This window comes from Streptomyces sp. ADMS (assembly GCF_033441795.1).
In the GTDB taxonomy this organism is placed as follows: domain Bacteria; phylum Actinomycetota; class Actinomycetes; order Streptomycetales; family Streptomycetaceae; genus Streptomyces.
Window position 1 is genome coordinate 30,239 of sequence record NZ_JAVFVX010000014.1, and the last position, 22,765, is coordinate 53,003.

The following is a 22,765-nucleotide window of genomic DNA, read 5'->3' on the forward strand; positions in this document are numbered from 1 at the left end:
GGGCCGCCCGTCGGACCACGAACTCGGTCTCGGAGGTGCCGTGTGTCGCGCTTGACACAAAAATCGAACATCCATTCTGATTGAGGTTCCGGCGAGGCTCTCGACGGGGATTTCGTCAGGGTTTTCATAGATGTGTGCCCGAGTTATCCACAGGCCGGACGGGCGTCGGGGCGCATTGTCAGTGGCAGGCGTTAGCGTCTTTGACGTGAAGCGATCGACTCAAGCAAACCGGGTGGAACCCATGGCAGGAACCGACCGCGAGAAGGCGCTCGACGCCGCGCTCGCACAGATTGAACGGCAGTTCGGCAAGGGCGCAGTGATGCGCCTGGGCGAGCGGCCGAATGAGCCCATCGAGGTCATCCCCACCGGGTCGACCGCACTCGACGTCGCCCTCGGTGTCGGCGGTCTGCCGCGCGGCCGAGTGGTGGAGGTGTACGGCCCGGAGTCCTCCGGCAAGACGACCCTGACCCTGCACGCGGTGGCGAACGCGCAGAAGGCCGGCGGACAGGTCGCCTTCGTGGACGCGGAGCACGCCCTCGACCCCGAGTACGCGAAGAAGCTCGGCGTCGACATCGACAACCTGATCCTGTCGCAGCCGGACAACGGTGAGCAGGCCCTGGAGATCGTGGACATGCTGGTCCGCTCCGGTGCCCTCGACCTCATCGTCATCGACTCCGTCGCCGCGCTCGTCCCGCGCGCGGAGATCGAGGGTGAGATGGGTGACTCGCACGTGGGTCTGCAGGCTCGCCTCATGAGCCAGGCACTCCGCAAGATCACCGGTGCGCTGAGCCAGTCCGGGACCACCGCGATCTTCATCAACCAGCTCCGCGAGAAGATCGGCGTGATGTTCGGCTCCCCGGAGACCACGACCGGTGGCCGGGCGCTGAAGTTCTACGCCTCGGTGCGGCTCGACATCCGGCGCATCGAGACGCTGAAGGACGGCACCGACGCGGTCGGCAACCGCACCCGCGTCAAGGTCGTCAAGAACAAGGTCGCGCCGCCCTTCAAGCAGGCGGAGTTCGACATCCTCTACGGGCACGGCATCAGCCGCGAGGGCGGTCTGATCGACATGGGCGTGGAGCACGGCTTCGTCCGCAAGGCCGGTGCCTGGTACACGTACGAGGGTGACCAGCTCGGCCAGGGCAAGGAGAACGCGCGCAACTTCCTGAAGGACAACCCCGACCTCGCCAACGAGATCGAGAAGAAGATCCTTGAGAAGCTGGGCGTCGGCGTACGGCCTCAGGAGCCGACGGCCGAGCCGGGTGCGGACGCGGCGGTATCGGCGGCCACGGGCACCACCGGGCACGAGGCCGCGAAGACGGTTCCGGCTCCCGCGGCCAAGACCACCAAGGCCAAGGCCACGGCGGCCAAGAGCTAGCCCGTGACACGACGAACCGACTGGGCCGAGTACGCCTACCCTGGTGCCTCGGAAGACCGGGGTGGCGGGGGCCGCGAGGGCTTTGGCGGGTACGGGGACAGCGCCTATGGGGATCCCGGGCCATACGGGGGTGGCCACGGGGCCCACGAGGGCGACGGGATGTACGAGGGTGACGGAGGCTCTGCCGTCGGAACGCGTCGCGGTGATGGTTCGCCGGGGAGCGGCGGATACCGGAGTGACGGTTCTCCGGGAGGCAGGCGGCGCGGTGGTGACGGCGGCCGGCACGAGGAGGGCGGCTCACGCGGTACGGGCTCGCGTGGTCGTCGCCGGCAGCGCGGCTTCGGCGAGCCGGGCGGCGACCCACAGGACGGAGGTTCCGTTTCCTCGTCGAGGGCCGAGGCGACGGAACCCCCGGCGGGCCCGGCTGAGCGGGCGCGGGCGATCTGTCTGCGCCTGCTCACCGGGACCCCGCGTACGAGGAAGCAGCTCGCGGACGCCCTGCGCAGGCGCGAGATCCCGGACGAGGTGGCCGAGGAGGTGCTGTCCCGGTTCGAGGAGGTCGGACTGATCAACGACGGCGCGTTCGCGGACGCCTGGGTCGAGTCCCGCCACCACGGCCGGGGACTGGCCCGGCGGGCGCTCGTACAGGAACTGCGTACCAAGGGCGTGGACTCGACGCTCATCGACGAGGCTGTCGGACAGCTCGACTCCGAGCAGGAGGAGACGACCGCGCGTGCGCTCGTCGCCCGCAAGCTGCGTGCGACACGCGGCCTCGACCGCGACAAGAGGCTGCGGCGCCTGGCGGGCATGCTCGCCCGCAAGGGCTACCCCCAGGGCATGGCCCTGAGGGTGGTCCGGCAGGCGCTGGAGGAGGAGGGCGAGGACACCGAGTTCCTCGCGGACGACGGGTACTGAACCCTGCTGTGCCGAGGTTTGGCCGTTCCGAGAGGCGGTTGTGTGCTCGGGAGGTCTGCGTCCGGCCCTGAACACGGTAGACGCGCGGGGGCGCCGACCGCGTTCAGGGCCGGGTGAACGGCACGACTGTTTCGGGTGTTCAGCGCGGCCGGCGCCTCCCCGGAAGCCTGGCCGCCCGCCACGCCTGGAACCCTCCGGCCAGGTCGGCAGCCAGGCCTCGCTGCCGCCGGGTCCCTCCAGGCGTACCCCAGGTGCGGCCCTCGGGGTCGAGCGGCAGGGAGGCGATCAGCTCGGCGTCGGCGGCCGTACGTCGTACGAAATCGAGGAGGTCCGCCTGCGCCGGGGTCTCGGGAGCCCCGGAGAGCCGGGCGGGTGGGGATACTGAGGGTGACACGGACACGGGTACCGTCCTGGTGAACGTTCGCGGGAGCGCGCGACTGCGCGGGAGAGCGGCGGCGCGGAGATCGGGATGCGAATTCAGCGGGACGGGCGACATAGGCAGCCCGCATAGCGGACGAGGTCCGCCACAGGCGCACATAGGTGTCGGCGTCGGTCACGCTCCGGGCTAGAGCATGGGGGTGCGGAGCGGTCAACTGGTTGTCACCATGTGGGCGCGTGGTGATGCGAGGGGCGGACGGCCGAGGAGCGGACGACAAGAGGGCGGGGCCAGGAGGAGGCGTCAGCGCGTGCCTGCCGCCGCCTCGGTGTTCGTCGAGGTGTTCGACTCGCTCGCCTTGCCGGTCTCGCCTGCCTTGTCCGTCGCGTTGTCCGTGCTGTCCTGCACGCGCCCGCCCAGTGTCGCCTCGGCCGCCGCGTACAGGTCGGCCGGGCGCACGCCGCTCAGCGCCGTGACCAGATGCCCGTCCGGGCGTACCAGAAGCACGGTGTGGGCGGCCGCGCCCGGATAGCTCTCGGTGACCAGCAGCTCCGCGGGGTGCGGCAGCGCCGCCACCGCGGCCGCCAGCCTGGGCATGATCCCGGCGCTCACCCAGTGCTTGCGTTCCCACACCCCCGTCCCCGGCGCGATCAGCACCACCAGCAGCGCACCGCGGCCCAGCCGCTCCCGCAGCCGGACGAAGGAGCCGTCCTCCGCGGTGACGCGGACGTCCGTCACCTGTGCGCCGGGCGGGGTGTCCACCGAGATCTCCGCCTCGATGTGCTGAGGCGCCAGCGGCGAACGGTCGTACGCCCCCGGCCCGCCCAGGACTCCGCGCCCCAAGTGACCGTCCGTGAGCAGCGCGTCGTGCCCGCGGGCCGACACCGGGACGTACGACCGCAGCCCTCCGCCGCCGCGCAGCAACGGCAGTGCCTGGTCGGCGGCGCGCAGCCGGGCGGAGACGGCCGCGCGCCGCTCGGTCTGGTAGCTGTCCAGCAGCGCCTCGTGTGGCCCGTGGTGCCAGGCCAGGCCCAGCTTCCAGGCGAGGTTGTCGGCATCCCGAAGCCCCTCGTCCAGCCCCTGCGTGCCGAGCGCGCCGAGCAGGTGGGCGGCGTCCCCGGCGAGGAAGACCCGGCCGGCCCGCCAGCGTCGGGCGAGCCGGTGGTGGACGATGTGGACGCCTGTGTCGAGCAGGTCGTACGGCGGCGTGGTGCCTCCGCTCCAGCCCGCGAGGGTCTCCCGGACGCGGGTCACGAGAAGTTCGGGCGTGACCAGGTCCTTGCCGGGCGGCAGCAGCCAGTCCAGGCGCCACACGCCGTCGGGCAGCGGGCGGGCGGTGATCTCCCCGGCGGACGGTCCGGATGTCCGCCACGGCGGCATCCGGTGCAACAACGCCTCACCGGGCCACGGAAGTTCCGTACGCAGCGCCGCCACGGCGTGTCGTTCCACGGCCGTACGTCCGGGGAAGCGGATGTCCTGGAGTTTGCGCACCGTGGAGCGCGGGCCGTCGCAGCCGACCAGGTAACTGCCGCGCCACCACGTGCCGCCGGGGCCACGGGTGTGTGCCGTGACGCCGGAGGGCTCCTGCTCCACGGAGTCGAGACGGCTGTTGACGGCGACCTTGACGAGCCGCTCACGCGCGATGGCGCTCCGCAGGGCACCGGTCAGTACGTGCTGGGCGACGTGCAAGGGGATGGCGGATTCCGTGAGGGGCGCCGGTCCGAGCCCCAAGGGGGGCGCGTCGGCAGGCTCGCCGGGTTCCTCGGCGCCGAAGGAGATCTGGCGCATCACCTGCCTGCGCCGCATCGACCGCCATCCGGCCCAGTGGAAACCGGCCTCGGTGATCGGCACACCGGTCAGCCGCTCCAGCAGCGCGGCGGTGTCCTCGCGCAGCACGACGGTACGCGCGGGGCGCTGGTCGTCCTTGCCCGGCCCCTCGTCGAAAAGGACCGAAGGGACCTCCTGACGCGCCAGCGCAAGCGCCAGCGTGAGTCCGACCGGCCCCGCTCCGACGATGATCACCGGGTCCATGGCGCGGCGCCCCCTGCCCAGAGCGACGTCTTCATCGACACAAGTGAACAGGAAGTTGGAGCGGGGTGCACGATCACAGAACGTATGCAACAGACTCCGCGCCACCCGGTCAAGCTGGACGCACCACAGGCGCCTGCCCCGACCCGTTCGACGTTTCCCCTGGTACGGCATGTGCACCCGGTGCCGGTGGCAGACGACGGAGGCAGTGGCGAACGCGCCACTGCCTCCGTGCCGGTCACGCCGCTGCGTCCGGGCGGGTCATCGAGTTGAGCGTCCGTCAGATGGTGCCGCCCGCGCCGGTCGCCTCCGTGCCGGCCACGGTCGCCGCTCCGAGCACCACACCGGTCGACTTCTTGCCGCGTCGCAGTCTGGCCTCCAGCCAGCTCGCGAAGCTGGTGATGAGGAAGTTGAGCGCGATGAAGATGACCGCCACCACGACGAAGCTCTGAACGACGTTGGCGTAGTTGGCCGCGAGTGTGCCGCGCGTGTTGAGCAACTCGGTGAACCCGATCATCACGCCGCCCAGCGCGGTGTCCTTCACGATGACCACGAGCTGGCTGATGATGGCCGGCAGCATCGCGGTGACGGCCTGCGGCAGCAGGACGTTGGTCATCGTCTGCCCCTTGCGCAGCCCGACCGCCATCGCGGCCTCAGACTGGCCCTTGGGCAGGGAAAGGATGCCGGCCCGTACGATCTCGGCGAGGACGGACGCGTTGTAGAGGACCAGGCCTGTGACGACGGCGTAGAGCGGCCGCTGTTCGCTGCTGACGTTCGTGTAGCGGTCGTAGAACTCGTTGGCGAACAGCATCAGCAGCAGGACCGGGATCGCTCGGAAGAGCTCGACCACGGCGCCTGCCGGACCCCTCACCCACCGGTGGTCGGAGAGGCGCGAGATACCGAAGAACGCGCCCAGCGGAAGGGCGATCACCATGGCCAGTGCCGCGGCCTTCAGTGTGTTGACGAGGCCCGGCAGCAGATAGGTCGTCCAGGCCTGGGACTCGGTGAACGGCTTCCACAGGGCCCACCTCAGCTGGCCCTTGTCGTCCATGGTCTGCCAGATCCACCACAGGAGCAGGGCGAGCAGGACGACGAAGACCACCGAGAGGAGCACGTTGCGCCGCTTGGCGCGGGGCCCCGGAGTGTCGTAGAGAACGGAACTCATCGCTTCACCGCCAGTCGCTTGCTCAGCCAGCCGAGGAGGAGGCCGGTGGGGAGGGTCAGTACCACGAACCCGAATGCGAAGACGGCACCGATGAGCAGCGTCTGGGCCTCGTTCTCGATCATTTCCTTCATCAGGAGGGCGGCCTCGGCCACGCCGATCGCGGCTGCCACGGTCGTGTTCTTGGTCAGGGCGATCAGTACGTTGGCCAGCGGGCCGATCACCGAACGGAAGGCCTGCGGCAGTACGATCAGCCGCAGGGTCTGGTTGAAGCTCAGTCCGATGGCACGGGCCGCCTCGGCCTGTCCGAGCGGCACCGTGTTGACGCCGGAGCGGATCGCCTCGCAGACGAACGCCGCGGTGTAGGCGACGAGGCCTAGTATCGCCAGGCGGAAGCCCTGGACTTGGAAGTCGGACGCGCCCATCGTCACGCCGAAGATGTCGGCGAGGCCGAGCGAGGTGAAGACGATGATGACGGTCAGGGGGATGTTCCGGACGATATTGACGTAGGCCGTGCCGAACCCGCGCATGAGCGGCACCGGGCTGACCCGCATCGCGGCCAGGAGGGTGCCCCAGACCAGAGAGCCGACGCCGGAGAAGACGGTGAGTTGTACCGTCGTCCAGAAGGCGCCCAGCAGGCTCGGGTCGTCATAGTCTGAAAGAAAGTCGAACACGATTCCCCGCGCTTCCGGGTGTGTGGCGTACGTGGACAGCGCGGCGTGCCGCCGCCTTGACCGCAGTCGGCGACGGCACGCCGGTGAACCCTCGTGCTACTTGACGATGTCGCCGATCTTCGGCGCGGGCTCGTTCTTGTAGTTGGCCGGACCGAAGTTGTCCTGGACCGCCTGGTCCCAGGCCTTGTCGCTGACCATCTTCTCGAGGGCGTCGTTGATCTTGTTGACGGTCTCGGTGTCGCCCTTCTTCACGCCGATGCCGTAGTTCTCGTTGCTCAGCTTGAGGCCGGCGAGCTTGAACTGGCCCTTGTACTGCTCCTGCGCGGCGAAACCGGCGAGGATCGAGTCGTCCGTGGTCAGAGCGTCCACGGCGCCGCTCTGCAGAGCGGCGATGCACTCCGAGTAGCCGCTGTTCTCCTTGAGGTTGGCCTCCGGGGCGAAGTCGTTCTTGACGTTCTGCGCCGAGGTGGAGCCGGTCACCGAGCACAGGTTCTTGCCGTTGAGGTCGGTGCTCTCGGTGATGTCCGAGTCGGCCTTGACCAGCAGGTCCTGGTGGGCCAGCAGGTACGGGCCGGCGAAGTCGACCTTCTCGGCGCGCTCGTCGTTGATCGAGTAGGTGGCCGCGATGAACTTCACGTCGCCGCGGGCGAGCGCGTTCTCGCGGTCGGCGCTCTTGGTCTCGACGAACTCGATCTGGTCGGGCTCGTAACCGAGTTCCTTGGCCACGTACGTGGCCACGTCGACGTCGAAGCCGGAGAAGGACCCGTCGGGCTCCTTCAGGCCGAGACCGGGCTGGTCGAACTTGATGCCGATCTTGATCTTGTCGCCGCCGCCGGAACCCGAGCCGGTGTCGCTGCTGTCGCTGTCGTCGCCACATGCGGTCGCGGTCAGGGCGAGGACGAGTGCGGTGGCCGCCGCGGCGGAGATCTTGCGAAGCTTCATGGTGAACATCCTTTGCGTGGTGAGGAGAATGCCGTCGTTGCGGGTGACACAGGCCGTCACTGATTCGGGCGCGTCGTCGGTGCGCATTCGTCAGTGGTGCAGGATCTTCGACAGGAAGTCCTTGGCGCGGTCGCTGCGCGGGTTGCTGAAGAACTGGTCCGGGACAGCCTCTTCGACGATGCGGCCGTCCGCCATGAACACCACTCGGTTCGCGGCCGAACGGGCGAACCCCATCTCGTGGGTGACGACGATCATGGTCATGCCCTCGCGGGCGAGCTGCTGCATGACCTCCAGGACCTCGTTGATCATCTCCGGGTCGAGAGCCGACGTGGGCTCGTCGAAGAGCATGACCTTGGGGTCCATGGCCAGGGCTCGTGCGATGGCGACCCGCTGCTGCTGGCCGCCGGACAGCTGCGCGGGGTACTTGTCCGCCTGCGTGGCCACGCCCACCCGGTCGAGCAGGGCGCGGGCCTTCTCCTCGGCCGCCTTTTTGTCGGCCTTGCGGACCTTGATCTGGCCCAGCATCACGTTTTCGAGCACGGTCTTGTGCGCGAACAGGTTGAAGGACTGGAACACCATGCCGACGTCGGCCCGCAGCCGGGCCAGCGCCTTGCCCTCCTGGGGCAGCGGCTTGCCGTCGATCGAGATGTCTCCCGAGTCGATGGTCTCCAGACGGTTGATAGCACGGCACAGGGTGGACTTACCGGACCCGGAGGGTCCGATGACCACGACCACCTCGCCGCGGGCGATAGTCAGGTCGATGTCCTGGAGAACGTGCAACGCGCCGAAGTGCTTGTTGACGCTCTTCAGGACGACCAGATCGCCGGTCGCGGGCACGTCGTCCTTGGTCACCGATACTTCGGTCATCGCTTACTGGCTCCGTCCGCCTCGGTTTCGGAGGACAGTAGTGACCCCGTGAGACCAGCGTCATTACATCTGAGGGAGAATTGAGGATAACGATCTGATGTCAGGTCAACACGCTTTGTAGCGTCCTCCGAAAGAGGCGTACCGGGTGGATAACGGAAGCGGTCCGCAACCGGAACGTGCACGCGCGCGTGTGTGTCCACATGGTGTACTCCGCTGGTGCGCCGCGTGTGGTGCGCCAGTCGAAGTGGTACGGCCGATGAACCGAAGGAGGCCGCGATGCGACTGCTCCTCGTCGAGGACGACAACCATGTCGCCGCCGCGCTCTCCGCGGTGCTGGCACGGCACGGTTTCGACGTCACGCACGCCCGCAGCGGCGAGGAGGCACTCCAGGCGCTCGTCCCGGAAGGCAACGGCTTCGGCGTGGTGCTGCTCGACCTGGGTCTGCCCGACCAGGACGGCTACGAGGTGTGCGGCAAGATCCGCAAGCGCACCAGTACCCCCGTGATCATGGTCACCGCGCGTTCCGACGTCCGCTCCCGCATCCACGGCCTCAACCTCGGTGCCGACGACTACGTCGTGAAGCCGTACGACACCGGGGAGCTGCTCGCCCGGATCCACGCCGTCAGCCGGCGCAGCGTCCACGAGGACGCCGCCGAGGCCGGTGAGAACGAGCTGCTCCTGGGCTCCCTGCGGATCGAACTGTCCACCCGGCAGGTCATCGTGGACGGTTCGGTGGTCCAACTGACCCGTAAGGAGTTCGATCTGCTCGCCCTCCTCGCGCAGCGTCCCGGAGTGGTGTTCCGCCGCGAACAGATCATCAGTGAGGTCTGGCGCACCAGCTGGGAGGGGACCGGCCGCACCCTGGAGGTGCATGTCGCCTCCCTGCGCGCGAAGTTGCGCATGCCGGCGCTGGTCGAGACCGTCCGCGGCGTGGGCTACCGGCTCGTCGCTCCGACGCAGTAGCGGGGACGGGTGCGCACACGTCTCCTCCCGCTGCTCATCGTCCTGATGGCGGCCGTCCTGCTCGCGCTCGGCATCCCTCTCGCCATCAGCGTGGCCGCGGCTCAACAGCAGACGGTCGTCGTCGACCGGATCGACGACACCGCGCGCTTCGCGGCGCTAGCTCAGTTCGTCACCGACCGGCCCACCGGGTCCCGTGTCAAGGACGCGGTCACCGACGAGCGCGGTGAAACCCTCCAACGGGAACTGGAGAGCTACTACGACGTCTACGACATCCGTGCTGGTGTCTTCTACCGCAATGACGTTCCCATGGCCAATGCTCCGGCCGACTGGTACCTGCCGGAAACGGGCGAGGTGCGTGACGCGTTCGCCGAGGCGCTCCTCTCCCGCCGCAGCCACGATCCGCAGCAGGTCTGGCCCTGGCAGCGGCACCGGCTCGTCGTCGCGTCGCCGGTCATCCGGGACGGCGACGTCGTGGCCGTCGTGGTCACCGACTCGCCCACCGGACAGATGCGTTCACGGACGCTGCACGGCTGGCTCGTCATCGGCGCCGGCGAGATCGCCGCGATGCTGCTCGCCGTGGGCGCCGCGCTGCGCCTCACCGGCTGGGTACTCAAGCCCGTACGCGTCCTCGACGCCACCACGCACCGCATCGCGACCGGCAGCCTGAAGTCCCGGGTCGCGGTGGCCGGCGGGCCGCCGGAACTCAGACGGCTGGCCCGGTCGTTCAACGAGATGGCGGACAACGTCGAGGAGGTGCTGGAGCAGCAGCGTGCCTTCGTCGCCGACGCCTCGCACCAGCTGCGCAACCCTCTCTCGGCGCTGCTGCTGCGTATCGAACTGCTCGCCCTCGAACTGCCGGAGGGAAACGAGGAGGTCGCCTCGGTCCGCACCGAGGGAAAGCGTCTGGCCGAGGTACTGGACAACCTCCTCGACCTGGCGCTGGCCGAGCATGCAGAGGTGGATCTCGCACTCACCGACATCGGCGCGCTGACGGCCGAGCGCGTCGCGGCCTGGACCCCGCTCGCCGAGGCCAAGGGCGTCCGCCTGGTCGGCGACTGCCCGGCCACCACAGCGTGGGCCGACCCGGTCACACTGTCCAGCGCCTTGGACGCGGTGATCGACAACGCGGTGAAGTTCACGCCGGGGGACGAGCGTGTGCAGGTGTCGGTCGCGTCGAACGGCGGGACGTCCACGATCGTGGTCACCGACGGCGGCCCGGGCCTCACCGACGAGGAACTCGTCCGTATCGGCGACCGCTTCTGGCGCAGCGGCCGGCACCAGAACGTCAAGGGCTCGGGACTCGGCCTCTCCATCTCCCGGGTCCTGCTGGCGGCGGGCGGCGGCTCGATCTCGTACGACCATCACGAGCCGCACGGCCTGAAGGTGACGGTGCGGCTGCCGAGGACGGGCCCGGCGTCGTGACGGACCCGCACGGCGTCAGGCTCTACGGCTTGACCGAGCGGTAGTAGCGCCGCGCGCCGTCGTGCAGGGCCAGCGGGTCGGTGTAGATGGCGGTCCGCAGGTCCACGAGCTGCGCCGAGTGGACGTGGGCGCCGATGACGTCCCGGCTGTTGATCACCGAACGGGTCAGCCACTCGGTGAGCTTCGGGTCCATGTCCTCGCGTGTCATGAGCAGGTTGGACACCGCGAGCGTCGCCACGGTCGAGCCGTCCTGGACGGACGGGTAGGCCGACTCGGGCATGTTGGTGGCCCGGTAGTAGCGGGAGGCTCCGCCCTGTTCGTGCAGCTTGGTGAGCAGGGCCGCGTCGAGCGGGACGAAACGGAAGGGGAAGTCCTTCGCCAGCTCCACCAGACCGTTCGTGGGCAGTCCGCCGGACCAGAAGAAGGCGTCGATCTGGTCCCGTTTGAGCCGCCCGGGCCCGGTGTCGATGCCGTCGGTGAAGGCCTTGATGTCCTTCGCCGGGTCGAGACCGGCGGCGGCCAGCACCCTGTTCGCGATCAGTCGCACGCCTGAGTTGTCCAGCCCTATGGCCACCCGTTTCCCCCGCAGGTCCTCCACGGTCGAGATCTTGGAGTCGCGTGCCACGACGAGCTGCACATAGTCGTCGTAGAGGCGCGCGACCCCGCGCAGCGCGTCGGCCCCCGGCAGCTTCCTCAGTTTGTACGTCTCCACCGCGTCGGCCGCCGCGATGGTGAAGTCCGCGTCGCCCGTGGCCAGCCGCTCGACGTTCTCCTGCGATCCCTGGCTCGTCAGCAGCCGTACGTTGAGGTTGGGCATGTCCCTGGCGAAGGCGTTACTGAGCCGCGAACCGTACTGGTGGTAGACGCCGGCCGGTGTCCCGGTGCTGAACGTGATCGTCCCGTCCGGAGGCTCATCGTCCAGCGGCAGCAGCCACCACAGCAGCAGCCCGAAGACCACCAAACCGGCGGCCGAGCCCATGAGGGCCCGTCGCCTGCGGAACCGGGGGAGCACCTTGAACATGCGCGCGATCCTGCCAGTACGGCCCCGGTGCTGGCCAGGGGAGGCGAAAGGGCGGGCGTCTGCCGTACGGCGATCGGACCGACTTCCGGAGAGCCGCCGCGAGATCGCTGGAGTCACCGCATGTGCTCCGCTGTCGCCTCTTCCGCCTTGCCCGCCGACCTCGTCCGGGAATTCCACCTGGCCTTCGGCCCCGACACCCGCAGCACGCCTGCCGAGGTCTCCCCGAAGCTCGCGGCGCACCGGGGCGAGCTGCTCGCGGAGGAGGTCGCCGAGGTCGCGGTCGCGGTCCCGCTGGATTGGCTGGCACACGAGCCGGCCGACGTCGTGTACGGCACGGCCCTGGTGCACGGGATCGACCTCGACGCGGTGATCGCGGAGATTCACCGGGCCGATATGACGAAGCTGGGCCCCGACGGCCTGGTCGCCCGCAGAGCCGACGGCAAGGTGCTCAAGGGCGGCCACTACCGGGCCCCGGACGTCGGGGCCGTTCTGCGCAGCCAGGGCTGGAACGCGGGCGAGCGGTAACCCGTACGGCCCTGCTCCACGCACCCCGCCTGCCCTTGTCGCATGAGCAGCAGCGACCGGATCCAGGCCGGGGACGTCAGGACATACGCAGTGCGCACCTACGGGTGGTGACGCTCTCAAACCCTCGGAAGCGCCCCTGGCCCGGTGTTTTCCGAGTCGCCTGCTGCCTTCCTCGGGGAGGGCTGTCAGACGCCCGTGCCGGGTGCGGTGAGAGAGGCGAGGGCGGCGTCGAGGCGGCGGGTGGCCTCTTCGGCGACCGGGCGCAGGGCGTCCAGTTCGGTGAGGGTGACCATCGTGCCGGGGTCGAGGGCCTGTACGACGGTGCGGTCGCCGTCGCGGCGGACGACGACGTTGCAGGGCAGCAGCAGACCGATGGTGCGGTCGGTCTCCAGTGCGCGATGGGCCAGGGGTGGGTTGCAGGCGCCGAGGATGACGTAGTCCTCCATGTCCTGGTCGAGCTTGGCCTTGAGGGTGGCGGTGACGTCGATCTCGGTGAGGATGCCGAAGCCCTGCTGGGCCAGGGCCTCCCGGACCCTTTCCACAGTGGTGGCGAAGTCGGTGTCGAGGTGCACGGTGCGGTCGTAACGCATGGAGTCGGCCTTCCTGTTCGTATCGTTCAGGGCGATGGCGTCGCCCCTGGCTGGCGGCGGATGCCTGGGGCCGTGGTGCTCGGGAGACCTGGAGCGGGGCGCCCGCCGTTGGCCTTCCCCCGAGCCGCCCGCGATGCCCGCCTTGCCGGATCGGCCGCCGCGGGTCGCTCCGGTTCATGCCCGCCGACGTGCTCGGGCTGGTCGACCAGCAGCCGGTGGCCGCGTACCTGGACGGCGTACGCATTCCCCTCGACACGGGCTGCCTCCAGCCGGTGCGCATCCGGTTGTGGCGGACGGGTGGGGGTGACGGTGTCAGGTGGGGTGTGGGCCATGGACGCGTCTCCTCCGGTCCGCCGAGTCGCTTTGCTATTCAGTGCACCGAGGCCGGGGCGTCATCGGGAGGGGCCAAGGGGGTCGGCGTAAGGGCCGTTCGGCCCTGGGGTGCCGTCATGGACATTAATACCCTCAGGGGTATTCGAGTGTCCTCTTCGAGGGAGTGCCCCATGGCCGTCGTCGAACAGCCGACCACCAGTCCCACCCCGCCTTCCCTCGTCGGCGACAAGGCGCCGGGCTTCGAGGCCGAGTCCACGCACGGTCCGGTCCGGCTGACCGACTACACCGGGCGCTGACTGGTGCTCTTCAGCCGCCCGGCCGTGACGCACTTCGGGCTCGGCTTCATGTTCACCCGCCTCGTGCTTCGGGCTCCGGGCGGCCTTGGGCCAGCCTCCGGGAGGCGCGTTTGAACGCCAGTACCGGCACGTAGTGACGGATCCGGGCGGAGGCGAAGAAGTCGAATGCCTCTGCCGTCACGAGGAAGAGCGTCGCGACTGGGGTGTCCGGGAAAGCGCGGGTCAGTCGCCCCAGAACATCCTCGCGGCCGCGTCCCTCGGCAGCGGGTGCCGGCCGCGCGGCCGGCCGGGTGTCACGGCAGTGCCTGTCCCGTTCGGTGGCCGTGGCCTGTCGACCCGGGAGGCCCAACTGTGTGATGCCGTACGGGGTTTCCCTCATACGCTCATAATACCCCGTAGGGTATGCGAAATGCCGGGTGTGACCCGGGCGTGCGCGGTCACTTATACCCGGGCGGATATTTGATGCAGGTCACACTTAATGCCCCTAGGGGTATTAAGTGTGGCGGGGGTGAGGTCGGGGAACTGCCGGGCTGAGTCCCGTCTTCCTCCGCCGACGCGTTCTGGTGAGCCGCTGGATGTTCTGTCCATGGCTGCGGCCCACGGATGCGCGGGCTCTGGCCGGACCGTGACGGACCCCTGGGTCAGGTGTGTGACGGGGTGCCGGGGGCCGGGGCCGAGGGTGTCCGCATCGCGTCCGACCGTGGTGGCTGCACGCCTCCTCCACCAGGACCCGCGGCCGGTTTGTCCGGCCTCCGACCTTGCCGTCGTGTGGAGGATCGCCGGCTGCAGCGGCCGGAGGGCGGGGCCGCCTACGCCGTACGGCTGGCGGGGTGCCCCAAGCGTGCCCGGTTGCCAGGCGGTCCGACCGCGTAGGCGTCCAGGGGGCTCGACTGCCGGGACGCGGTTCAGGCCAGGGCCAGGAACAGCCTCTCCAGTTCCGCTTCCGTCATGGGCGGGGCTTTCCCGTCCTGCTGCCCGGCGAGGCACTGCCGCATGCCACCGGCCACGATCTTGAACCCGGCCCGGTCGAGGGCCCGGGAGACCGCTGCCAACTGGGTGACCACGGCCCTGCGGTCCCGGCCGGCCTCGATCATGGCGATGACCCCGGCCAGCTGGCCCTGCGCGCGATGGAGACGGTTGAGGACCTCGGTCGTCGCTGTCTCTTCTCTGTTCACCGGACACCTCCTCGGAGTCGGCCCGCATGCCCTGGCTGCACCCTCAGGGGTGTGAGGGGCTACGGCCTGGTGGGTGGATTCGTGCCGGGTCGGGCGTCCGCCGGGAACGGCCGTGGAGGTACCGGCCGAGCAGGAGCGCCGTGATGGTCGCCGCTAGGGCCCAGGTGACCGGGTGGGTCAGCACGGTGCCGCGGATCCCGGGGCTGATCTGCTGGCCGAGGACGAAGACGCCCATGGTGACCACGAACCAGCCGAACGCCTTGCGCAGTGTGTCCTGCGGGATGCGTCCCGCGAGACGGCCGCCGACGAGTCCGCCGACGACGGCGGTCGCGGTGACGAGTGTCGCGAGCCCCCAGTCGATGTGGACGCTGGAGAGGTAGCCGGCCAGCCCGGCGAAGGACTTCATGGAGATCACCAGAAGCGAGGTGCCGACGGCGACGCTCATCGGGAGGCCGCCGAGCAGGGCAAGGGCGGGCACGACGAGGAAGCCTCCGCCCGCACCGACCAACCCGGTGACCAGGCCCACGACGATCCCCTCCAGCAGAACGTGCCCGACGGGCAGTTCGTGGTGAACCTTGGCAGGAGCCTGCTTGCGGCCGCGGATCATGGCGATCGCCGTCGCGACCATCATCAGGCCGAAGGCGATCAGCAGGACGGTGCCGGGGATGAACTCCGCCAGTCGCCCTCCCCCGTACGCTCCGGCCATGCCGGCCACGCCGAACAGCAGCCCGGTGCGCCAGCGGACGCGTCCGGCGCGGGCGTGCGGGACGACGGCGGCGGCGCTGGTGACACCGACGACGAACAGGGAGGTGGCGATGGCCTGCTTGACCTCCAGACCGGCCAGGTAGACCAGGATGGGCACGGTCAGGATGGATCCGCCGCCGCCCAGGATGCCGAGGCTGACCCCGATCAGCAGGGATGCGGCGATGACCACGGTGATCATGAGTGGGCCCTCAGCGCGCTGATGACGGACTGCAGGTCGGGGCGGGGGCCGCGGTTGTAGGGCAGTTTCGACAGCAGCATGCCCATGGCGCAGGTGTTGGTGAGTGCGGCGACGGTGAGCCCCGCGCCGACCGCCGTGCCGATGAGGTACAGCCCGGGGACGAGGAGGGCCGCGAGGCCGGACAGCAGGACGATGCCTCCCGCGACCAGCCTCACCTGGCGTTCGAGGTCCCAGCGGGCCGGGCCGCGGTTGAGCCGGCCCCCGGCCGCCTCCCAGGCGAGGACGCCGCCGTCGAGGATACGCAGGTTCGGCAGTCCGGCCTCGGCCAGGGCCTGTTCGGCCTGGGCGGCGCGTCCGCCGGAGCGGCAGATCAGGACGACGTCCTCGTCCAGGTGGCGCAGGAGTTCGGCCCGGTGTTCACGGAGGGTGTCGAGGGGGACGTTGTAGGAGCCCGGTATGTGGGCGGTCCGGAATTCGCCGGGGGTGCGTACGTCCAGCAGCCGGGGACCGGAGCCGCTTTCGGTGATCTCGTGCAGGGCGGCCGGGTCGAGTTGGGAGATGGGATGGGGGCTGGTGGCGTCGGCGGTCAAAGGATCTCCTTCAGAGGGCGGACGAAGCCGCCGGAACGGGGGATTCGAGAAGTGAGGGTGTGCGGCGCCGGGCGGGTGTGGCCGTCGAGGTGGCCGGCGCCGACCGGCAGGAGGGGTGTCAGGCGTTGGCCGTTGCGGGTTCGGTCAGCCAGGCGCCGTAACCGCCCAGGAGGTCGGAGACGTCGGCGAAGCCGTTGTGGCGGAGCAGGCTGGCGGCGATGGACGACCGGTGGCCGCCCGCACAGTGCACGACGAGGGGCCGGTCGGCGGGGATCTCGTCGAGACGGCGGGGGAGTTCGGCGAGCGGGATGGGTGCGGATCCCCCGATGAAGCCCTCCTCGCGTTCGGCTGTGGAGCGGACGTCGATGACGAGCGGGGGCCGGTCGCCGTCGAGTGCCCGGCGCAGTTGGTGGGCGGTCAGGCGGCTTGCCTGCTGCATCTCGTCGGCCAGGGCGGGGAAGGCGCCCGCGGGCTCGTGGAGGTAGCCGCCGACGTGGTCGAAGCCGATCCGGGCGAGCCGGGTGACGATCTCCTCCTCGCGGTCCTGCGGTGCGATGACCACGACCTCCCGGTCGGGGGCGACGACCGTGCCGGCCTGTTCGGCGAACCGTCCGTCGGCGGGCACGTTCACGGAGCCGCGCAGGTGGCCGATTGCGAACTCCTGCGGGTCGCGGGCGTCCAGGACCAGCGCGCCGGCGGACCGGCGGTCGGAAAACTCTGCCGCGGACAGCGGCTGTTGGGCGACGGCCTCGTCGAACAGGCCATGTTCCCTGCGGTTGAGGATGGCGTCATAAACGAAGTAGCCGGGCGCGGAGGGCTGTCCGGCGGTGACGAGGGTGACGAACTCCTGCTCGCTCATGGGTGCGCATGCGTAGTTGGTGGCGCGCTGCTGCCCGATGGTGGACTGCCGTTCGGTGGAGAGGTTCTTGCCGCAGGCGGACCCGGCGCCGTGGGCGGGGAAGACGCGGACGGGGTCGGGCAGGGCCATGAGCTTGTTCTGGATGCTGTCGTAGAGCATGCCGCCGAGTTCGTCGGCGGTGACGCCGATCGAGGCGAGCAGGTCGGGGCGGCCGACGTCGCCGATGAACAGTGCGTCGCCGGTCAGTACTCCGTACGGGACCGTGTCGGCCGCGTGCTCGTACACCAGGACACTGATCGACTCCGGCGTGTGGCCGGGGGTTTCCAGGATTTCCAGGGTGACGTCGCCGAGGCTGATGCGCTCGCCGTCGGTGAGCTTGCGGATGGAGTACTCCGTCTCGGCGCGGTGCCCGTAGCCGATCCAGGCGCCGGTGCGGTCGGCGAGCTCCAGATGGCCGGCGAGGAAGTCGGCGTGGAAGTGGGTGTTGATGACGGCCTCGATGGTGAAGCCGTGGGCCTCGGCGTCGGCCAGGTACTCCGAGATGTCGCGGCGCGGGTCGACGACCACGGCTTTGCCGGTGGACTCGTCGGCGATCAAGTAGGACGCCTGGGAGAGGCAGTCTAGGTAGTGCTGGGAGAAGAACACGGATGACCTCCATGGCGGGTTGATGAGACCACATACCCGAGGGGGTATTTAAATGGTCAGGTTTTCCCCGTGGTGCAGGGTGGCGAGATGGCTGGCCCGGGTCGGGGGATGCGCGGGCCGGTCGGTCAGAGGCGGTCGGGGGGCATGCCGTGCCGGTGGCGCGGCGGCCGGGTGCGCGATCTTCTGCGGGGTGTCGCGCTTGAGCGGTGTGGCCGGGTGGGTGGAGGCGGTCGTACCCGAGTGCATGTGGCGGTGGCGTGCCGTCCGGTGACCGGCGGGTGGCCGGTTCGGCCCCGGTTGCTGGTGCCGCCCGCCGCGGAGTGCGCGTCGATGCCGGCCCCGCTCGTCGGGCCGGCGGCGCGGTCGGGCTGCGGTGGCCGACGGCGTGGATCTCGTATGCCGCCCGCGTGGCCGGCGGTTCACCGATCCGGTCCGGCGGTGAGCTGAGCGGCATCAGCCGTGCGCCCGGTGCGCGGTCGGCCGGGTTTCGCCCGGCTCGCGGACGTCCACGGCGACCCCGTCGGTGGCAGGAGTCGTGGAGAGCGCTTCCGCATCCACTTCGCGAGCCATGTTCAGAGCCTCCTGGTAATACCCTGGGGGGTATCTATGACCTTAAGGGTAGGGCCCTCGTCGAAGTGCTGTCAAATACCCCCTGGGGTATTTGCTTCCTGGGTGGGGACCCTGGCCGGCAGAGGGCAGCGGACGAGCCACCTGTCGAAGGCGGCCCGGTGCATACGGGAGGCGGTGAGCAGGTCGGTGTACACCTGCTCGGCGTCCGGGGCGTCGAGCCCGGAGGGTGCCTTCGTGAGAGCGGCGATGTGGTCGGTCTCGAACGTGTGGCCGACCTCCAGTGCGACGTCCGCGCTTGCCGTGCCCTGCTTCAGCAATCGGTCGTACGTGGCCTGGACGGTGGAGTCGGTGAAGTCACCGGCAGCCTGCGGGCGGTGGGGTCGGTCGCGTCGTAGCGGTCGAGGGGCGTGCGGACCGCATCGAGGTGACGGGTCTCGGCAGTGACGATCCGGTCGACGACCTGTGCGTCGTACCGGGCGGCGAACGCGCTTCGGGGGTCGGGGGCGAGTTGCTCCTCCTCGGCCACGCGGGCGAGCGTGGTCTTCTGGGGCGCGCTCAGGGTGCCGCTGGGTGCGGTGCCGGCGGCCGTACCGGTCGGCGAGCAGGGGCCGTTGCCGTCCCTCGATTCCGGCCGCCCGTAGCCGGTGGCCGGAACGGGCCGCTGTCGTGACGGCTCGTCAGCGACGGGTTCGGTAACGGTGGTTCTGGTGGGTGACATGGGCCCCTCCCTCGCACGCGTGCCGTTTCGGCCAAGGCGGACGGAACCTACGCGGAACGCCAGGGCCGCAGGGACGGCGGGCGCAGAGGCGAAGGTCTCCGCACAGGGGCCGGGCGGCCCCTGCCCCGGCCGCGCTCCATCAGTTCCCCCGGTGTCCTGCGGCGGTGGCCGACGGCGGCGGCGTACCGTCCGGCTTCATCCACCAGCTTCCGGTCCGCGCCTGCGACGCGTGCACGGGGAGTTCTGGGACACCGGGATACGGGAGCTGGGGCGTCCCGCCGTCCCCGGTGCGTTGGAGCTGGAGAGGGGGAGCGGCGGCGGAGACAAGACCCCGTTCGCGACCGCCTACTCTTGAAACATGACCAGCAGCAGCGACCGGAGCCCGGCAGTGGACGTTCAGAGAACCAGCACGTATGAGATCCGCACCTACGGGTGTCAGATGAACGTCCACGATTCCGAGCGATTGTCCGGACTGCTCGAAAACGCCGGTTACGTGCGTGCGCCCGAGGGCGCGGACGGTGACGCGGACGTCGTCGTCTTCAACACCTGTGCCGTACGCGAGAACGCCGACAACCGGCTGTACGGCAACCTCGGCCGCCTCGCACCGATGAAGACCAAGCGCCCCGGGATGCAGATCGCCGTGGGCGGCTGCCTCGCGCAGAAGGACCGCGACACCATCGTGAAGAGGGCGCCCTGGGTGGACGTCGTCTTCGGTACGCACAACATCGGCAAGCTGCCCGTCCTGCTGGAACGCGCGCGCGTGCAGGAAGAGGCTCAGGTCGAGATCGCCGAGTCGCTGGAGGCGTTCCCGTCGACGCTGCCGACGCGGCGCGAGAGCGCGTACGCGGCCTGGGTGTCGATCTCCGTCGGCTGCAACAACACCTGCACCTTCTGTATCGTGCCGGCCCTGCGTGGCAAGGAGAAGGACCGCCGCACCGGCGACATCCTCGCCGAGATCGAGGCGCTGGTCGGCGAGGGCGTCTCCGAGATCACCCTGCTCGGCCAGAACGTCAACGCGTACGGCTCCGACATCGGTGACCGTGAGGCATTCAGCAAGCTGCTGCGGGCCTGCGGGAAGATCGACGGCCTGGAGCGCGTCCGCTTCACCTCCCCGCACCCGCGCGACTTCACCGACGACGTCATCGCCGCCATGGCCGAGACACCGAACGTGATGCCGCAGCTCCACATGCCGATGCAGTCCGGCTCGGACACGATCCTGAAGGCGATGCGCCGCTCGTACCGCCAGGAGCGCTACCTGGGGATCATCGAGAAGGTGCGGGCCGCCATCCCGCACGCGGCGATCACCAGCGACATCATCGTGGGCTTCCCCGGGGAGACCGAGGAGGACTTCGAACAGACGATGCACGCGGTGCGCGAGGCGCGGTTCGCGCAGGCGTTCACCTTCCAGTACTCCAAGCGGCCCGGCACTCCCGCCGCCACGATGGAGAACCAGATCCCCAAGGAGGTCGTCCAGGCGCGTTACCTGCGTCTCGCCGCCCTCCAGGAGGAGATCTCCTGGGACGAGAACAAGAAGCAGGTCGGCCGCACCATGGAGCTGATGGTGGCCGAGGGCGAGGGCCGCAAGGACGGCGCCACCCACCGCCTCTCCGGCCGTGGCCCCGACAACCGCCTGGTCCACTTCACCAAACCGGACACCGCGGTGCGCCCCGGTGACGTCGTCACGGTCGGGATCACGTACGCCGCCCCGCACCACCTCCTTGCCGAGGGTCCCGCCCTGAACGTGCGTCCCACGCGCGCGGGTGACGCCTGGGAGAAGCGCAACGCCGCGGAGGCCGCGAAGCCGGCGGGCGTGATGCTGGGCCTGCCGAGGATCGGGGTGCCGGCTCCGCTGCCGGTGGCGACGGGGAGCGGCTGCGGCTGCGACTGACGTCCTGCCACAATGCGGGTGGAAGGGAGCATCACATGTTGCCGTACAGAGTTGCGTTCACCGAAGAGGCCGCCCAGGTACGCGACAGCCTGCCCGCCGACCGGCGTGATGTGCTGGAGCGTGGCCTGGCCATACTGGTGACCGACCCGCGGCACAAGCTCTCCCACCCTGTCCGCGGTGACGAGACGACGCGTGAGATCGCCCTCTCGCGCAACCTCTTCATCGAGTACGTGATCAGCGACGGCAAGCTGGTCGTGCTCGTGCTCACGCTCATCGATCTGACCGACGTGCTCATCGAGGACTGACGCGCCGTCGGCCTCCGGGGTTACGCTGCCGATCATGCTTGTCGCCGCCGCAGTCTGTCCCTGTCCACCCCTCCTCGTCCCCGACGTGGCCGCGGGCGCCGCACCCGAACTGGATGCCGCGCGCACCGCCTGCCTGGACGCGCTGGGCGTGCTCGCGGCCTCCCGCCCCGACCGCCTGTTCGTCGTCGGGCCTGCCGAGCAGAGCGGGCGCGGACCGCACCCGGAGGGCACGCGGGGCTCGTTCAGGGGCTTCGGGGTGGACCTCGACGTACGCCTGGGTCCCGGCGACGCCGGACCGGCAGCGGCGGACCGGGAACTGCCGCCGCCGCTCGCCGTCGCCGCGTGGCTGCTGGAGCGGATCGGCTGGTCGGAGGCGCCCGTGGAGGGTCTGGGTGTGGGGGAACGTCTGGCCGCCGAGCGGTGTGGCGAGGTCGGCAGGGGACTCGGCGGGCGGGCGCAGAGGGTGGCACTGCTGGTGATGGGCGACGCCAGCGCGTGCCGCACGCTCAAGGCGCCCGGGTATCTGGACGAGCGGGCGACGGACTTCGACGAGGAGATCGGCCGGGCGCTGGGCGCGGCGGACGGGGCGGCGCTCAAGGCGCTGGACGCTGAACTGGCGTACGAGCTGAAAGTCTCGGGCCGGGCGCCCTGGCAGGTTCTCGCGGGCGCGGCGGAGGGCGCCGACCTGGCGGGCTCTCTGCTGTACGAGGACGCGCCGTACGGCGTGGGGTACGTGGTCGCGGCCTGGTCCTAGTGTGGTGCGGGCCTGGCCTCCGTGGACGGCTGGCCGCGCGGCCGCTGCCGCGACATGGCGGGCGGCCGGGAGCGTCTGCTCCGCGGCCGTCCGCCGATGTGTCGTGATGGTGCTGCTCGTGCCGGTCAGGAAGCCGGTGGTGGCGCGTCCGGTGGCGGCGTGAACGTGTCGTCCGGGGTGCCGCCGTCCTTGTGCGCGAGTCGGTCCACGGCGCCCTTCGCCTTGCCGGTGCCCGTATGGATCTTGTCGCTGTACTTGCCCTTGGTCTTCTCGTCGACCACCTTCGCGGCCTTGTCGAGACCCCGCTCGATCTGGTTCTCGTGCTGGTGCGCGAAGTCCGCGACCTTCTCCTTGGCCGGGGCGAGTTTTGCTTTCAGATTGTCCAGCAGACCCATGGTTCACCTTCCCTCGCGGGCAGTTACTTGCGGGCGCCCTCACCGGCCTCGCTGTCGGCGGCCTCCTCGGCGGACTGCTGCTTGGGAATCTCGACGCCGTCGGTGGCGGGTACGGCCACGGCTTCCGCCTTCTCCGCCGTGATCTCCCTCTCGGCACCGCTGCCGGCCTCGGGCGACCCCTTCGCCGCTTCCGTCTCCGCCGCCGTCTCCTCCGCCGACTCGTCCGTCACGACGACGGCCTGGTCGTCGGCAGTCGACACCTCCTCCGTGGTCTTCGACCGTCCGAGAAGACGTGCAAAAACACCCATATCCACTCCATACGTTACTCGTGCGGGCGAAATCCCGCGTCGCCCGGTGCGTCCGTTTGCGTCGGCCCCGTCACCGCCTCCCGAATCCGGCGGCGCGGACCTCGCAACTGGCAACGACCCCGG

23 protein-coding genes and 2 pseudogenes are annotated in these 22,765 nt (G+C 69.9%); 9 read left to right on the forward strand and 16 right to left on the reverse strand.

Annotation, left to right across the window (positions count from 1 at the left end):
* Positions 1-241 precede the first annotated feature (241 nt).
* Together recA and recX are read left to right on the forward strand one after the other, a co-directional pair.
* On the forward strand, positions 242-1,378 hold the full coding sequence (recA, locus tag RB628_RS09150) for a recombinase RecA (protein WP_318319814.1): 1,137 nt from the start codon (positions 242-244) through the stop codon (positions 1,376-1,378).
* Between the two features lie 3 nt (positions 1,379-1,381).
* On the forward strand, positions 1,382-2,293 hold the full coding sequence (gene recX / locus RB628_RS09155) for a recombination regulator RecX (RefSeq protein WP_318319815.1): 912 nt from the start codon (positions 1,382-1,384) through the stop codon (positions 2,291-2,293).
* A 177-nt stretch (positions 2,294-2,470) separates the two neighbouring features.
* Here the strand turns inward: recX and RB628_RS09160 are convergent.
* From RB628_RS09160 to RB628_RS09185, 6 genes and pseudogenes are all read right to left on the reverse strand, one after another.
* Positions 2,471-2,693, reverse strand: a pseudogene (locus RB628_RS09160) (cysteine dioxygenase); the annotation flags it as partial.
* A gap of 279 nt (positions 2,694-2,972) precedes the next feature.
* Positions 2,973-4,700, reverse strand: a complete 1,728-nt coding sequence (locus RB628_RS09165) for an FAD-dependent monooxygenase (RefSeq protein ID WP_318319816.1) — start codon at positions 4,698-4,700, stop codon at positions 2,973-2,975.
* Positions 4,701-4,977: 277 nt separating this feature from the next.
* Complete coding sequence (locus RB628_RS09170; RefSeq protein WP_318319817.1) at positions 4,978-5,862, reverse strand: amino acid ABC transporter permease; 885 nt, start codon at positions 5,860-5,862, stop codon at positions 4,978-4,980.
* A complete protein-coding gene (locus tag RB628_RS09175) occupies positions 5,859-6,533 on the reverse strand; it encodes an amino acid ABC transporter permease (RefSeq protein WP_318319818.1) in 675 nt (224 codons plus the stop codon). The genes RB628_RS09170 and RB628_RS09175 overlap by 4 nt, the downstream gene beginning before the upstream one ends.
* Positions 6,534-6,629: 96 nt before the next feature.
* The gene (locus RB628_RS09180) at positions 6,630-7,475 is read right to left on the reverse strand and encodes a glutamate ABC transporter substrate-binding protein (RefSeq protein ID WP_318319881.1); all 846 of its coding nucleotides are present in this window, start codon (positions 7,473-7,475) and stop codon (positions 6,630-6,632) included.
* 90 nt (positions 7,476-7,565) lie between these two features.
* Positions 7,566-8,342: an amino acid ABC transporter ATP-binding protein gene (locus RB628_RS09185; protein ID WP_318319819.1), complete on the reverse strand. Its 777-nt coding sequence runs from the start codon at positions 8,340-8,342 to the stop codon at positions 7,566-7,568.
* 276 nt (positions 8,343-8,618) lie between these two features.
* Here RB628_RS09185 and RB628_RS09190 point away from each other — a divergent pair, with 276 nt between their 5' ends.
* A complete protein-coding gene (locus tag RB628_RS09190; RefSeq protein ID WP_318319820.1) occupies positions 8,619-9,305 on the forward strand; it encodes a response regulator transcription factor in 687 nt (228 codons plus the stop codon).
* A gap of 9 nt (positions 9,306-9,314) precedes the next feature.
* The gene (locus RB628_RS09195; RefSeq protein ID WP_318319821.1) at positions 9,315-10,727 is read left to right on the forward strand and encodes a HAMP domain-containing sensor histidine kinase; all 1,413 of its coding nucleotides are present in this window, start codon (positions 9,315-9,317) and stop codon (positions 10,725-10,727) included.
* A 22-nt stretch (positions 10,728-10,749) separates the two neighbouring features.
* On the opposite strand, the gene RB628_RS09200 is transcribed toward RB628_RS09195, so the two are convergent.
* A complete protein-coding gene (locus RB628_RS09200; protein WP_318319822.1) occupies positions 10,750-11,748 on the reverse strand; it encodes a TAXI family TRAP transporter solute-binding subunit in 999 nt (332 codons plus the stop codon).
* A 120-nt stretch (positions 11,749-11,868) separates the two neighbouring features.
* On the opposite strand from RB628_RS09200, the gene RB628_RS09205 reads away from it, so the two are divergent.
* A complete protein-coding gene (locus tag RB628_RS09205) occupies positions 11,869-12,273 on the forward strand; it encodes a hypothetical protein (protein WP_318319823.1) in 405 nt (134 codons plus the stop codon).
* 185 nt (positions 12,274-12,458) lie between these two features.
* Here RB628_RS09205 and RB628_RS09210 read toward each other — a convergent pair whose 3' ends face one another.
* A complete protein-coding gene (locus tag RB628_RS09210; RefSeq protein ID WP_318319824.1) occupies positions 12,459-12,863 on the reverse strand; it encodes a DUF302 domain-containing protein in 405 nt (134 codons plus the stop codon).
* Between the two features lie 503 nt (positions 12,864-13,366).
* Here RB628_RS09210 and RB628_RS09215 point away from each other — a divergent pair.
* On the forward strand, positions 13,367-13,492 hold the full coding sequence (locus RB628_RS09215; protein WP_318319825.1) for a hypothetical protein: 126 nt from the start codon (positions 13,367-13,369) through the stop codon (positions 13,490-13,492).
* A gap of 52 nt (positions 13,493-13,544) precedes the next feature.
* Here the strand turns inward: RB628_RS09215 and RB628_RS09220 are convergent, their stop codons facing one another.
* The 6 genes and pseudogenes from RB628_RS09220 to RB628_RS42545 form a co-directional block, all read right to left on the reverse strand.
* Entirely contained in the window at positions 13,545-13,871 is a 327-nt protein-coding gene (locus tag RB628_RS09220; RefSeq protein ID WP_318319826.1) for a three-helix bundle dimerization domain-containing protein, read from the reverse strand.
* Positions 13,872-14,397: 526 nt separating this feature from the next.
* A complete protein-coding gene (locus RB628_RS09225; RefSeq protein WP_318319827.1) occupies positions 14,398-14,667 on the reverse strand; it encodes a metal-sensitive transcriptional regulator in 270 nt (89 codons plus the stop codon).
* Between the two features lie 43 nt (positions 14,668-14,710).
* On the reverse strand, positions 14,711-15,610 hold the full coding sequence (locus RB628_RS09230; RefSeq protein WP_318319828.1) for a sulfite exporter TauE/SafE family protein: 900 nt from the start codon (positions 15,608-15,610) through the stop codon (positions 14,711-14,713).
* Positions 15,607-16,200 carry a rhodanese-like domain-containing protein gene (locus tag RB628_RS09235; RefSeq protein WP_318319829.1) on the reverse strand — a complete coding sequence of 198 codons (594 nt, stop codon included), beginning with the start codon at positions 16,198-16,200 and terminating at the stop codon, positions 15,607-15,609. The genes RB628_RS09230 and RB628_RS09235 overlap by 4 nt, the downstream gene beginning before the upstream one ends.
* Positions 16,201-16,318: 118 nt before the next feature.
* Positions 16,319-17,704 carry an MBL fold metallo-hydrolase gene (locus RB628_RS09240; RefSeq protein WP_318319830.1) on the reverse strand — a complete coding sequence of 462 codons (1,386 nt, stop codon included), beginning with the start codon at positions 17,702-17,704 and terminating at the stop codon, positions 16,319-16,321.
* Positions 17,705-18,345: 641 nt separating this feature from the next.
* A pseudogene (locus tag RB628_RS42545) lies at positions 18,346-18,992 on the reverse strand (DUF2202 domain-containing protein).
* Positions 18,993-19,350: 358 nt separating this feature from the next.
* On the opposite strand from RB628_RS42545, the gene miaB reads away from it, so the two are divergent.
* The 3 genes from miaB to RB628_RS09265 are packed head-to-tail and all read left to right on the forward strand — an operon-like array spanning position 19,351 to position 21,939.
* Positions 19,351-20,880, forward strand: coding sequence for a tRNA (N6-isopentenyl adenosine(37)-C2)-methylthiotransferase MiaB (miaB, locus tag RB628_RS09255; RefSeq protein WP_318319832.1), 1,530 nt, complete (start codon positions 19,351-19,353; stop codon positions 20,878-20,880).
* Positions 20,881-20,915: 35 nt separating this feature from the next.
* Positions 20,916-21,185, forward strand: coding sequence for a hypothetical protein (locus RB628_RS09260; protein WP_318319833.1), 270 nt, complete (start codon positions 20,916-20,918; stop codon positions 21,183-21,185).
* Positions 21,186-21,219: 34 nt separating this feature from the next.
* On the forward strand, positions 21,220-21,939 hold the full coding sequence (locus tag RB628_RS09265) for a class III extradiol dioxygenase subunit B-like domain-containing protein (protein ID WP_318319834.1): 720 nt from the start codon (positions 21,220-21,222) through the stop codon (positions 21,937-21,939).
* 125 nt (positions 21,940-22,064) lie between these two features.
* On the opposite strand, the gene RB628_RS09270 is transcribed toward RB628_RS09265, so the two are convergent.
* Positions 22,065-22,334 carry an antitoxin gene (locus tag RB628_RS09270; protein ID WP_318319835.1) on the reverse strand — a complete coding sequence of 90 codons (270 nt, stop codon included), beginning with the start codon at positions 22,332-22,334 and terminating at the stop codon, positions 22,065-22,067.
* 23 nt (positions 22,335-22,357) lie between these two features.
* A complete protein-coding gene (locus RB628_RS09275) occupies positions 22,358-22,642 on the reverse strand; it encodes a hypothetical protein (protein WP_318319836.1) in 285 nt (94 codons plus the stop codon).
* Positions 22,643-22,765: the final 123 nt, after the last annotated feature.